This window comes from Comamonas sp. UBA7528 (assembly GCF_002479375.1).
Lineage (GTDB): Bacteria > Pseudomonadota > Gammaproteobacteria > Burkholderiales > Burkholderiaceae_C > Comamonas.
Genome location: NZ_DLMU01000009.1, coordinates 253,080 through 265,518 on the forward strand (window position 1 = coordinate 253,080; position 12,439 = coordinate 265,518).

Here is a 12,439-nt window from a genome sequence, read left to right on the forward strand (position 1 = left end):
ATGCCGCGCACCACCTCCACCCGGCGCCAGTGGCTGCAGGCGGTGGGCCTCACCGGCTTGGGCGGCTTGGCCGGCCTGAACGGGTTTGCACCGCTGTCCGCCTGGGCAGGCTCCGCCACAGCCACTGCCCAGTCTGGACCGGTCAGCCCGCAGCGCCTGGCCGCCGCCTGGATGCAAGGCCATGATCTGTTTGCCGGCATCGTGCAGGTGGCGCCGGATGGCACGCCCCTGCAGGTGCTGCAGTCCGAACGCATTCCCACCCGCGCCCACGGCATGACGGTGGAAGCCGACGGCGCCGTGGTCTTCACCAGCCGCCGCCCCGGTGACTGGCTGCTGCGCCTGCGCGCCGGCTCGCCGCCGCAATGGGGCTGGATCGAGCCGGACCGCGCCTTCACCGGCCACGTGATCCACAGCCGGGACGGCCGCCAGCTCTACACCACCGAAACCGACCTGGAAACCGGCCAGGGCCTTATCGGCGTGCGCGATGCCGCATCGCTGGAAAAAACCGCCGAATGGTCCACCCATGGCATGGACCCGCACCAGCTGCTGCTGGACGCCGACGGCAGCCTGGTCGTCGCCAACGGCGGCATTCCCAGCCAGATCGAGACCGGGCGGCGCAAGCTCCAGCTCACGCAGATGGACTCCTCCATCGTGCGCCTGCAGCCTGCCGCCCAGGGCACACTGGACGGCCAGTGGCGCCTGACCGACACCCGGCTGAGCCTGCGCCACCTCTGCTGGGGCCCGCAAGTGGCCTGGCAACCCGCACGCCGCTGGCTGGGCATTGCGCTGCAGGCCGAACACGACGACCCCAGCACCCGCGCCCAGGCGCCAGTGCTGGCCCTGTTCGACGGCCAGCAGCTGCAGGTCCAGCCCTTGCCCCCCGGCACGGCGCTCGCCGGCTACGGCGGCGACATCGGCTGCGACGGACAGCACTTTGCCGTCAGCTGCCCGCGTGCGGACCAGCTCACCTGGTGGCAGCCGCCGGCGCGCGCTGGCGAGCCCGTGCAATGGCACGGCAGCCGCCCGCTGCAAGGCGTCTACCCGGTGGCCAACCACAGCGTGTCCCCGCTGCTGCCTGCGCCATCCGCTGCCGGGCTGTGGACGGCCGGTGAAGCCGCCGCCACACGTCTGGCTGATACCGCCAGCACCTTGCCCGCCACCGCCCTGGGCACCACCCAGGGCCGCGTGATGGACAACCACTGGATTCCGCTGCCGGCCTTAGCCTAAAGCCCGTGCCACCTGCGGGCGCACGGCACCCGCGTGCAGCGCGCCCGCCAGCGCAGCGCCCCCAAAACAAAAGCCGGATCCCGCAGGGCATCCGGCTTTTTTCTTGTTTGCAGTCCGCGCGGGCGACTTTCTTCTTCAGACGATCACCTGGAGACGGCAAAAAACCGCCAGCGTGACAGTCCTTTCCCATCAGACACGGATGCAGCGGCTGCCGACTGGAGGCCAGCGGGAACACACAAAGTCCGCCCCCTCCCCTCCGTCAGGCGTCCACCGCCATCGGCCCGGCTTCGCGTGCGGTGTACTGCGCCACCCAGCCTGCGCTGTCGGTAAACAGACGCAGCGCCTTGATGCGGCGTTCCGCCGTCAGCGTGAAGCGGTGCTCCGCCCCGGCGGGCACACGCAGATAGTCGCCCGGCCCCACCCGCACGGTGTGCTCGCACCCCTGGGCATCAAAGAACCCAAACAGCCCGGCACCATCCACGATGTAGCGCACCTCGTCATCGGCATGGGTGTGTGGGCGGTCAAAACGCGCCAAGGCCTCCTCCAGACCCGGTGTGTCCGGGTGCAGCACCACCAGGTCCATGCTCTGGTAGCCGTGGGCAATGCACACATCGATCAGCCCGGCGCCCAGCGCCTGCACCACCGTCGCCTTGGCTCCTTCATCCAGCGCGGGCTGGGCCAGCAGGGCCGCCAGGCCCGGCTCGGGCTGCAGCGGCCGCAGCTGCCAGTCCACCCCCAGGGCGGAGACGGCGCTGCGCAGCGCAGCAGCAGCGGTCAGATCCGTGGTGGCGGTCGATGGTTCTTGCATGGGTTGCTCTCTTTTTTAAACAATGGTCCAGCATGCCGCGCCGGGGCCGCGCGGCGCTTGATGTGGCACAAGCTGTGCGGCGGTGGCCTGCTGGCGCCCTGGCGCTGGATGGCGATCGCCACCCACCAGCGCACCGGCACGGCACATGGGCGCATTGGCCGCTGCCGCCACCATATGGCAGCGTCGCAGCCGGTCGGCACCCGCCTGCCGGCACCGGCGGCCATGAAAAAAGCCGCAGCGGCACGGAGCAGCTGCGGCTTGTGTGCATGGCAGGCTCGGTCACGCGCCCGCCCTGCGCCCAATCACTTGTGGCTGATGCGGCGCACCACCCAGTCACCCAGGCTCTGGATGGCTTGCACAAAGAAGATCAGGATGATCACCACCGCCAGCATGATGTCCGGCAGGAAACGCTGGTAGCCGTAACGGATACCCAGGTCGCCCAGGCCGCCACCGCCAATGGCGCCCGCCATGGCGGAATAGCCGGTCAGCGAGACAAAGCTGATGGTCAGGCCGGCCACGATGCCGGGCATGGCTTCGGGCAGCAGCACCTTCCACACGATCTGGCTGGTCGACGCGCCCATGGACTGGGCCGCTTCCACCAGGCCGCCGTCCACTTCACGCAGCGCGGTTTCCACCAGACGGGCAATGAACGGGGCTGCAGCAATCGTCAGCGGCACCACGGCTGCCCAGGTCCCGATGGACGAGCCCGTGATGAAGCGCGTGAACGGGATGATGGCCACCAGCAAAATGATGAACGGCGTGGAACGCACGGCATTCACGATCCAGCCCACGGTGCTGTTGAGCGCCGTGTTCTGCAGCACGCCGCCCTTGTCGGTCAGGCGCAGGAACACGCCCAGCGGAATCCCGATCAGGCCACCCAGAATCCCAGAGATGCCGACCATGATCAGCGTCTCCCACAGCGAGTCGATGAACAACTCGATCATCATTTCCGAAAAGTTCTCGAACATCGCTTTACCCCTTCACCGGCGCCGCCACAGGCACCACCTGCACCACCACACCACTGCTGCGCAGGTGGCTGATGGCCGATTCAATCTTCACCGCCTCGCCGCTGGCGTACACGGCCAGCGAACCAAAGGTCTGCTCCTGGATTTCGTCGATCTGGCCATGCAGGATGGACAGATCCAGCCCCAGCGTGCGAATCAGGTGCGACAGAATGGGTTCGTACGCGCTCTCACCCGCATACGACAGGCGCAGCAACTGGCCGCTGGTGCCCGCCGTCAGGCGTGCCGACAGGGCCTGCACGCGCTGCATCACGCTGGCAGGCAGCTCCTGGGGCACGATCTCGTCGATCAGGCTCTTGGTAATGGCCTGCTGCGGCTGGGTGAACACATCAATCACCGAACCCAGCTCGGCAATCCGGCCGGCGTCGATCACCGCCACGCGGTCGGCAATCTGCTTGATCACCTGCATCTGGTGGGTAATCAGCACCACCGTCACCCCCAGCTCGCGGTTCACCTTGCGCAGCAGATCCAGAATCGAACGGGTGGTTTCCGGGTCCAGCGCGCTGGTGGCTTCATCCGACAGCAGCACCTTGGGGTTGGACGCCAGTGCGCGCGCAATGCCCACGCGCTGCTTTTGCCCGCCCGAGATTTGCGCCGGGTAACGGTCGGCCAGGTGGTCCAGGCCCACCAGCTTCAGCAGCGGATCGATGCGCTTCTGGATCTCGGCCTTGGACATGCCGGCCAGCTCCAGCGGCAACGCGGCGTTGTCATACACGGTGCGTGAAGACAGCAGATTGAAATGCTGGAACACCATGCCGATTTCACGGCGGGCTTCACGCAGCTGGGAGTCGCTCAGCTTCAGCAGATCGCGGCCACCCACGATCATCTGGCCGCTGGTGGGACGGTTGAGCAAATTGATGCAGCGCACCAGCGAGCTTTTGCCGGCGCCGCTGCGGCCGATGATGCCGAAGATCTCGCCCTGCTCGATGTGCAGGTTGATGTGTTGGAGGGCTTCGACCGGCCCCTTGGGGCCTTGGTAGGTCAGGGACAGATCCCGAATGTCGATCATGGAGTCAGCCAGGCGGCCGCAAGCACATCCGCACGCGCTTGCAGCACAGGGTTCAAGAAGGAAGTAGCGAAATGTAGCGCCCTGTTATAAGAACGCCAACTATCGAATAATCAAGTAATAAGACATAACCGTTATAAGAGCATGTCTTGTGCAACCCCCAATGATGCCCGAATTGCCAGCCTGTTACCGAAGGTGAACGCAAAACCTTGAGCAGGATGCAGTGTCGCCCCGGCGTGCACCACGGCACCACGCACAGGCACCAGTACGGGATTAGCCCATGCAGCTGCCCTCGCCTGCTCTGCTGGCGCGCTCTGCCTGAAATCCCCTGCAGGCACATCACAGGTAAAGCGAAAGAGCGGCGTGACTGAAGGAGTCCATCACCCGAAGCGGACCACGGCCAGGCCGTGCTTCACTGGGGCTGCACGCCATAGCGTTGCATGGTGCCGGCGATCTGGCCTGCTTCTGTGGTGGAGGCCGGCTTGGGGCGATGATGGGTTGCACCGCATCCACGTCCATCAGCAGCACGGCGTGCAGCGGAAAACGCGGTCCCAGCAGCGGGTACAAGGGCGCAGCCCAGCGTTCAAATCCTGCATCCTGCGGGTACAGCACGCGGCACCCGCCCTGGAGCTTGAAGCCCTTTTGGGCAAAGAAGACCCAGTCTGCGCAGCGGGGGCGGAGCGGGCGCGTCCAGAAGGTCGAGGGTCGAGGGTGAACAGCGTCGTTATCGACGACGCTGCCAGCCGCCGCCTTGCGGTGGCGTGGCCACTACGTGGTGCGCGGTCATCGGGGGCCAGCGCTGCCTGTGCAGCTTCAGGCGACTGAGCGCCTACCACTTGCCCTTGGCCGGCCGGTTGGCGCGCACCGCAGTGGACAGCAGTTTCACCATGAAATCGCGGTCGGAGCGGCGGGCAAAGTCCACCGCCGTCTGGCCTTGCTGGTTGCGCAGGCTCACATCGGCGCCCTCTTCCAACAGCAGCTTGACCATGGCCTCGCTGGAATACTGGGCCGCCAGCATCAGCGGTGTGCTGCCATTGGGCGATGCGGCGTCGATGTAGGCACTGTGCTCCAGCAGATAGCTGGCAATGGCCACGCTGTGCTCCAGCCCGGCCGATGCCGCGTAGTGCAGCGGGGCCCAGCCTTCGCGGTTGATGTCGGCGCCACGCTCGACCAGCTTCTGCACCAGTTCCAGATTGCCCTTGATGGCGGCCATCATCAGCGGGGTTTCGCCCTGGCGGTTGGCCAGGTTCAGATCGATGCCCGGGGCCAGCAGCAGGGTGTCCACCACGCGCCAGGATTCCTGGCGCATGGCCAGGGTCAGGCCGGTGCGCCCACGCTCGTCCGGGGTGTTGGGGTTGAAGCCGCGCAGCAGCCAGGTCATCACATCGCGGTACTGGTCACGCACGACGGCGGTGAAGAATTCGCTGGTTGCATCGGCCCGTGCCGGCAGCATGGGCAGCGCCACCAGCACGCCCCCCGCCAGCCGGGCTGCCATGCGCTGCAGCGCCTGGCGGCGGCGCATCATGCCACCACGCCGGCGAACAGCCGGTCAAAGTTGGCGCTGGTGATCCGCCCCACCTCTTCGGCACTGATGCCGCGCAACTGTGCCACCTGCTGCGCCACATAGGGCACATAGGACGGGTTGTTGGTCTTGCCCCGGTATGGCACGGGGGCCAGATAAGGACTGTCGGTTTCGATCAGCATGCGGTCAATGGGGATGTAGGCGGCGACATCGCGCAGATCCTGCGCGTTCTTGAACGTGAGGATGCCAGAGAACGAGATGTAATAGCCAATATCCAGCGCGGCCTTGGCGACTTCCATGGTTTCGGTGAAGCAGTGGAACACGCCGCCGGCCTGCCGGGCCGAACCATCTTCCCCCTCTTCCTTCAGGATGGCCAGGGTGTCCGCAGACGAGGCACGGGTGTGGATGACCAGCGGCTTGCGGCAGGCCTGGGCGGCGCGGATGTGGGTGCGAAAGCGCTCGCGCTGCCATTCCAGATCGGCAATCGTGCGGCCGCCCTTGCGGTCTTCCATGCCGTAGTAGTCCAGCCCGGTTTCCCCGATACCCACCACACGGGGCAGCGCCGCGCGCTCCAGCAGATCCTGCACGCTGGGCTCGGTCATGTCCTCGGTGTCCGGGTGCACGCCCACGGTGCACCACAGGTTGTCATGCCCCAGGGCCAGGGCGTGCACGTCGGGGAACTCTTCCATGGTGCAGGAAATGCACAGCGCCCGCGTGACCTGGGCCTGCTGCATGGCGGACAGAATCTCGGGCAGCTTGGCTTGCAGGTCGGGAAAGCTCAGGTGGCAGTGCGAATCGGTAAACATGGGGTTCCAACAGAAAGCAGGCCCGGGACGGCAGCCACGGGCAAAGCTCTATTTTCCCCCGAGATGGGGTGTGCCTGCAGGCGCACCGCGCTCCGCCCCTGGGCGCACCTCGCCCTTGCACGGCCCATTCTTGTGCCTGCACACAGTGCACCCACGCACAGCCCTCCACTGGGCCAAGGCACCCGGCCATGCCTTCTGGGAAGATTTTGGGGAGGTTTGGGAAGAGGAAAGCCGCTGCAGCAGCAGACACCGAAAGCGGCCTGGCCGTCTGCCTGGGCCGGCATGGATCGGCAACTGCCTGACACGCTCCCGGGACGTCCCCAAGGCGGTGAACCTCGGGGCCTGGCCGTGATTCCCCGTGTGTCCGGCAGGCGGGCGGCCACAGGCATAGCCCAGCCCTCGGCCCCCGGCCCGCTCAGCGCCCTGGACCCCGGTAGGCCGCTACCAAACTCAGTTCCGCGCCTGCAGCACGCTGCGTGCCTGCGCCACCAGCGCTTCCAGCATCAGGCCGGCATTGAAGGGGTGCTCGGCAGTGCGCGCCTCCTGCGCCAGCGACTTGGCCCAGCGTGCCAGCACCATCTGCGACGGGGGCTTGGGCAGGTCCTGCGGCTGGAAGTAGCGCGGCTGTGCACCGCTGGCCACGCTCATCAGGTCGTGGCACAGCTTCTGCAGGCTTTCCACCACCACGGGCGGCGGCATATCGGCCAGGGCCGTCACATCCCCTGCGGCCACGGCCTTCGGCAGGCGGGCCCAGGCCGCCACATCGCGCCCGCTGCGCGACAGGGCCAGCGCATCTTCCGGCCGCCCGCCGGCGGCACGCAGCCAGGCACGGGCCGCGTCTTCGGCCAGGCCCTGCTGCTGCAGCCAGGTCAGCATCTCGGCCTCCTGCGGCCAGCGCATGGTGTGCGACAGGCAGCGGCTGCGGATGGTGGGCAGCAACTGGTGCACCGCCTCGGTGGCCAGCACAAAGCGCACATCCCCGGGCGGCTCCTCCAGCGTCTTCAGCAGCGCATTGGCGGTGATGGCATTCATCCGCTCCGCCGGGTAGACCAGCACGGCCTTGCCCTTGCCGCGCGCGCTGGTGCGCTGGCAAAACTCCACCGCATCGCGCATGGCATCCACACGGATGTCCTTGCTGGGCTTGCGCTTCTTGTCGTCGATCTCGGCCTGGGCCTTCTCCGGCAGCGGCCAGCCCAGGGCCAGCATGGCGGTCTCGGGCATCAGCACGCACAGGTCGGCGTGGGTGTGCACATCGATGGCGTGGCAGCTGCCGCAGTGGCCGCAGGCGCCCTGCTCTCCAGGCTGGTCGCACAGCCATGCGCGCACCATGGACATGCCCAGCGGGAACTGCCCCAGGCCGGAAGGCCCTTGCAGCAGCCAGGCGTGACCGCGCTGGGCCAGCAGCTCGTTGCGCTGGCTGGCCAGCCAGGGGGCCAGCTGCATGCCGTCCTGCACCACCGGTGTCTCTGCGCTCATGCCAACACTCATGCCAACACTCCCGGCTGCAGCCAGCCCCGGGCCTGCAGCACGCCGGCCACCTGCTGCCACACAGCCTCACGGCTGGTGTTGGCGTCAATGCGGGCAAAGCGCTGCGGCGCCGCGTCCGCGCGGCGGGCGTAGCCACCGGCCACGGCGGCAAAAAACGCGCCGGGCTGGGCCTCGAACTTGTCCGGCACACGGGCCGTGGCCAGGCGCTCGGCGGCCACGGCCGCCGGCAGATCGAACCAGATGGTCAGATCCGGCTGGCGGATGGCCGCCTGCGGATGCAACGCCCCCCGGCCTTCCAGCGCCGGCACGGCCTGCACCAGTTGTTCCAGCTGGGAGAGCTGGTCCCAGTCAAAGCCGCGCCCTGCACCCTGGTAGGCAAAGGTGGCGTCGGTGAAACGGTCGCTGATCACCACGTCCCCTCGGGCCAGCGCCGGCTCGATCACCTGCACCAGGTGGTCGCGGCGGGCGGCAAACGCCACCAGGGCCTCGGTCAGCGGGTCCATGGCATCGTGCAGCAGCAGGGCACGCAGCTTTTCGGCCAGCGGCGTGCCGCCGGGCTCGCGCGTGAGCGTGACATTGCAGCCACTGTCGCGGAAAGCCTGGGCCGTGCGCTCGATGTGGCTGGACTTGCCAGCACCATCAATGCCTTCAAAGGTGAGAAAAATGCCCTGCGGGAGCTGGGACGCTGTCATGCAAATAGCCAATCTGTGGGTGGCAGACCGCACGGGCCTGCCACCGGTTCATCGAAAAATTCAGTTTCCACCACGCTGGTAGCGGTTGACGGCGCGGTTGTGCTCATCCAGCGTGGCGCTGAAGTGGCTGCTGCCGTCGCCGCGCGCCACAAAGTACAGGGCCTTGGTGGCAGCGGGCTGCACCGCCGCCATCAGCGCGGCCTTGCCAGGCATGGCAATCGGCGTGGGCGGCAGGCCGGGGCGGGTGTAGGTGTTCCACGGCGTGTCGGTGCGCAGGTCGTTGCGGCGCAGATTGCCGTCAAACTTCTCGCCCATGCCGTAGATCACGGTGGGGTCGGTCTGCAGCAGCATGCCCACGCGCAGGCGGTTCACGAACACGCCCGCAATCTGGCCCCGGTCGGCCGCAGTGCCGGTTTCCTTTTCCACAATGCTGGCCAGGATCAGCGCCTCATCAGGCGACTTCAGCGGCAGGTCGGCCGTGCGCAGCGCCCAGACCTGGTCCAGGCGGCGGTCCATGGCATGGGCGGCACGCTTGAGCACGGCCAGCCCGCTGCTGCCCTTGGCATAGGTATAGGTATCAGGGAAGAAACGCCCTTCGGCGGCCACGCCGGGCTTGCCCAGGGCGGTCATGATGTCGGCCTCGCTCAGGGCGACGGTGTCCTGCTTCAGGAATTCATCCTTGGCCATGGCGGCACGCATCTGGCGGAAGGTCCAGCCTTCGACAAAGGTGATGGCGCGCAGGCTTTCCTCGCCCCGTGCCAGCTTCTGCAGCAGCTCGTACGGCGTGGTGCCCGCCGGGATTTCGTAGTTTCCCGCCTTGATCTTGCGGTCCTGGCCGGACAGGCGGAACCACGCGTACAGCAGGCGGGCATCGGTCTGGATACCGCTTTTGACCACCTCGCGGGCCACGCCACGCGGCGTGGTGCCGGGCTCGATCTCCAGCTCCGTGGTCTGCCCGTTCATGGGAAGAGGCTGGCCCAACCACCACGCAGCCACACCGGCGGCCATGACAGCCAGCAAAATCAGACACAGCAGCCCTTGGAGCAATCGACGCACAAGCCCTCACCGTCAAAAAGTAGGTAGACCGGGCATCATAATTCACCCATGACCGCTCCTTTGCAAGGCATTGCCACCCTCACCCACCTGGGCGTCATTCGCGCACAAGGTGCCGACGCCGCCAGCTTTCTGCACGGCCAGCTGACCCAGGACTTCGCCCTGCTGGACACCCAGCACGCCCGCCTGGCCGCCTACTGCTCGGCCAAGGGCCGCATGCTGGCCAGCTTCATCGGCTTCAAGACCGGGCCGGAAGAAATCCTGCTGCTGTGCAGCCAGGACCTGCTGCCCGCCATGCTCAAGCGCCTGTCCATGTTTGTGCTGCGCGCCAAGTGCAAGCTCAGCGACGCCACGGCCGACTTTGCCCTGTACGGCCTGGCCGGCGACAGCGCAACCCAGGCTACGGGCAACGCCGCACCCTGGACGCTGCGCAGCGTGGATGCGGCCCATGTGGTGCAGCTGTATCCCGCTGGCGACACCCCGCGCGTGCTGTGGATCGCCCCGGCCGGCAGCACCCTGCCCGCAGGCCCGGCCCTGGACAGCGCGGCCTGGCTGTGGAGCGAAGTGGCCAGCGGCATCGCCACCTTGAGCCTGCCGGTGCAGGAGCAATTCGTGCCGCAGATGCTGAACTACGAATCCGTGGGCGGCGTGAACTTCAAGAAAGGCTGCTACCCCGGCCAGGAAGTGGTGGCCCGCAGCCAGTTCCGCGGCACGCTCAAGCGCCGCGCCTACATCGCACACGCCGAACAGCCGCTGACCGTGGGCGCCGAAGTGTTTGCCGCCAGCGATGCCGAGCAGCCCGTGGGCATGGTGGTGCAGTCCGCCGCAGCCCCTGCGGGAGGATTCGATGCCATTGTCTCGCTGCAGATCGCCTCGACCGACGAAGCCCTGAACGCCGGCGGCGTGGCCCTGGCGCTGCAGCCCCTGCCCTACGAGCTGCTGGCAGACATCTAAGCCAAGCCCCGGCGCAGGCACCCTGCACACTGCCGGGCAGTACGCACTGCCACCCAGGCCACCGTCCGATCCGGCCACAGCTGCCGGGCGGCCATGGGGCCACCGATTCTGGCTGACACGCTTTGACAAGCGCCGCCTCCATGCGCACCCTGGCTGCCAGGGCAGACTGAAGCTGCCCCGCCTGCAGCCAAGGAGCGCGCATGCACCCCACCACGCACATCCCGCCCGCCACGCCGGTCACGCCCATTGCCCACACCGCCTGTGCGTTGCTGGCCCTGCGCACCTTCGGCCTGTACACCGACAGCCCCTTCCCCCAGCACGACTACCTGCTCGACCCCGTCTCGCTGGGTCTGGCCGGTCTGGTGGTGGCCCTGCTCACGCTGCGCTGGTGGCTGCAGGGGCCGCAGGCCATAGCGTTGTCGTCTGCACCTGCGTCTGCACCGACATCTGCGGCGCCTGCGTCTGGGTCTTCCGCCACGTTGGCAGACACCGCGGCGCCAGCGCCCAGCCTGGACGCCCCGCTGGCCCAGCTGAAAACGGCCATGTTCGCCGGCTTCTGGTACCTGGGCTACCTGTTCCCGCGCCGCAAGATCGCCGCCATCCTGCAGGAAAACCACCCCGGCAAGGCCAGCACATTCGACACGCACTTCGGCCTGTACCAGGGGATTGTGCAGATCCGCCACTTTCTGCTGGCCCACGGACTGGCCCTGCTGATGGCCGCCTATGCGCTGGGCGAAGGCGAAGCATTCACCGGAGGTGCCGTGGTGCAGGCGGTAGGCCCCGGCTGGATGCTGCTGTGCTGGAGCGTGTGCATCTACAGCAGCTGCTGGCTGTTGCTGGGCGCCGGCATGGCGCTGCGCCGCCTGGTGCTGCGTTCACGGCCTCCGGCAGGCTGATTGCCGTCCCTGCAGCGCCCCGCAGGCTCCCCAACCTCCGGTGTCCCAGTCACCCACGTGCCTGGGCATCGCTGGGCCTGCCGGTGTCCGGCTTACAGCACCCGGCGCATGGTGATGTGGTCGATGCCGGCTTCGGCGTAAACCTCGCCTTCGGGCACAAATCCGGCGCGGGCGTAGAAGTTCTGGGCATGGCACTGGGCGTGCAGCACCACCTCGCGGTCGCCCCGGGTACGGGCGGCCTCGACCAGACGGTCCAGCACCTGGCGGCCCACGCGGCTGCCGCGCAGCTCACGGGCCACCGCCATGCGACCGATGCGGCCCACGCCGGGGGCATCACTGACCAGGCGGCCAGTGCCCACCGCCTGGTTCAGGCGGTTGAACGCCACCACATGGCGGCAGATGGGGTCGAACTCGTCCATCTCGATCTCGGGCGGCACGCCCTGCTCGCGCACAAAAACGTCTACCCGCAGGCGCTCAGCGGAACGGCCCAGGTCGTTCCAGCTGCCCGACTCCAGGCGCACCATCTCTTCACCGGCTTCAAACGCAGTGAGCAGATCGCGCAGCGCCTGGTGCACGGGCTGGGGCGTGCGTCCGGCGTCGGCAAACACGTACACCAGATGCAAGGTGTTCAGCAACTGGCGGCCCCGGAAGATGCCGCATTCAAACTGCAGCGAGGTGTTGCCTTGCTTGACGCAGCGTATGCCCACGTCCAGCACATCGCCCATCACGGCCGCAGCGTGGTAGGTGACTTCGGCCTTCTTCACATACAGCTCGCCGCCCAACAGGGCCCAGCTGGCCTCATAAGGCATGGCGACCTGGCGCCAGTATTCGGTGACGGCCACGTCGGCATACATCATGTAATGCGCATTGAAGACGATTCTTTGCGCGTCCACTTCGGACCAGCGCACCACCAGACGGTGCTTGCAGCGGAAATCTTCGAGTTGCATGGCGATTCTCACAAAAAG

Annotated in this window: 12 protein-coding genes; 3 read left to right on the forward strand and 9 right to left on the reverse strand. The window is 67.4% G+C overall.

Going from position 1 to position 12,439, the window contains the following annotated elements:
- Complete coding sequence (locus B3349_RS12250) at nt 1-1,227, forward strand: DUF1513 domain-containing protein (protein WP_291588967.1); 1,227 nt, start codon at nt 1-3, stop codon at nt 1,225-1,227.
- Between the two features lie 259 nt (nt 1,228-1,486).
- Here the strand turns inward: B3349_RS12250 and B3349_RS12255 are convergent, their stop codons facing one another.
- The 8 genes from B3349_RS12255 to mltG all read right to left on the reverse strand — a co-directional run bounded on the left by B3349_RS12255 (nt 1,487) and on the right by mltG (nt 9,579).
- The gene (locus B3349_RS12255; protein ID WP_291588969.1) at nt 1,487-2,035 is read right to left on the reverse strand and encodes a cupin domain-containing protein; all 549 of its coding nucleotides are present in this window, start codon (nt 2,033-2,035) and stop codon (nt 1,487-1,489) included.
- A 302-nt stretch (nt 2,036-2,337) separates the two neighbouring features.
- Nucleotides 2,338-3,003, reverse strand: a complete 666-nt coding sequence (locus B3349_RS12260) for a methionine ABC transporter permease (RefSeq protein ID WP_218332098.1) — start codon at nt 3,001-3,003, stop codon at nt 2,338-2,340.
- Between the two features lie 4 nt (nt 3,004-3,007).
- Entirely contained in the window at nt 3,008-4,066 is a 1,059-nt protein-coding gene (locus B3349_RS12265) for a methionine ABC transporter ATP-binding protein (protein WP_066532563.1), read from the reverse strand.
- 826 nt (nt 4,067-4,892) lie between these two features.
- Entirely contained in the window at nt 4,893-5,585 is a 693-nt protein-coding gene (locus B3349_RS12270) for an ankyrin repeat domain-containing protein (RefSeq protein ID WP_524535973.1), read from the reverse strand.
- Entirely contained in the window at nt 5,585-6,391 is an 807-nt protein-coding gene (locus B3349_RS12275) for a TatD family hydrolase (RefSeq protein WP_291588975.1), read from the reverse strand. The genes B3349_RS12270 and B3349_RS12275 overlap by 1 nt, the downstream gene beginning before the upstream one ends.
- 450 nt (nt 6,392-6,841) lie before the next feature.
- Nucleotides 6,842-7,867, reverse strand: coding sequence for a DNA polymerase III delta subunit-related protein (locus tag B3349_RS12280; protein WP_291588977.1), 1,026 nt, complete (start codon nt 7,865-7,867; stop codon nt 6,842-6,844).
- 8 nt (nt 7,868-7,875) lie between these two features.
- Nucleotides 7,876-8,571: a dTMP kinase gene (gene tmk / locus B3349_RS12285; RefSeq protein WP_291588979.1), complete on the reverse strand. Its 696-nt coding sequence runs from the start codon at nt 8,569-8,571 to the stop codon at nt 7,876-7,878.
- Nucleotides 8,572-8,631: 60 nt separating this feature from the next.
- Nucleotides 8,632-9,579: an endolytic transglycosylase MltG gene (mltG, locus tag B3349_RS12290; RefSeq protein ID WP_414646891.1), complete on the reverse strand. Its 948-nt coding sequence runs from the start codon at nt 9,577-9,579 to the stop codon at nt 8,632-8,634.
- A 96-nt stretch (nt 9,580-9,675) separates the two neighbouring features.
- On the opposite strand from mltG, the gene ygfZ reads away from it, so the two are divergent.
- Both ygfZ and B3349_RS12300 read left to right on the forward strand, forming a co-directional pair.
- Nucleotides 9,676-10,578 carry a CAF17-like 4Fe-4S cluster assembly/insertion protein YgfZ gene (gene ygfZ / locus B3349_RS12295; protein ID WP_291588984.1) on the forward strand — a complete coding sequence of 301 codons (903 nt, stop codon included), beginning with the start codon at nt 9,676-9,678 and terminating at the stop codon, nt 10,576-10,578.
- A 200-nt stretch (nt 10,579-10,778) separates the two neighbouring features.
- Nucleotides 10,779-11,474 carry a hypothetical protein gene (locus B3349_RS12300; RefSeq protein ID WP_291588986.1) on the forward strand — a complete coding sequence of 232 codons (696 nt, stop codon included), beginning with the start codon at nt 10,779-10,781 and terminating at the stop codon, nt 11,472-11,474.
- A gap of 92 nt (nt 11,475-11,566) precedes the next feature.
- Here B3349_RS12300 and B3349_RS12305 read toward each other — a convergent pair whose 3' ends face one another.
- The gene (locus B3349_RS12305; protein WP_066532582.1) at nt 11,567-12,421 is read right to left on the reverse strand and encodes a GNAT family N-acetyltransferase; all 855 of its coding nucleotides are present in this window, start codon (nt 12,419-12,421) and stop codon (nt 11,567-11,569) included.
- Nucleotides 12,422-12,439: the final 18 nt, after the last annotated feature.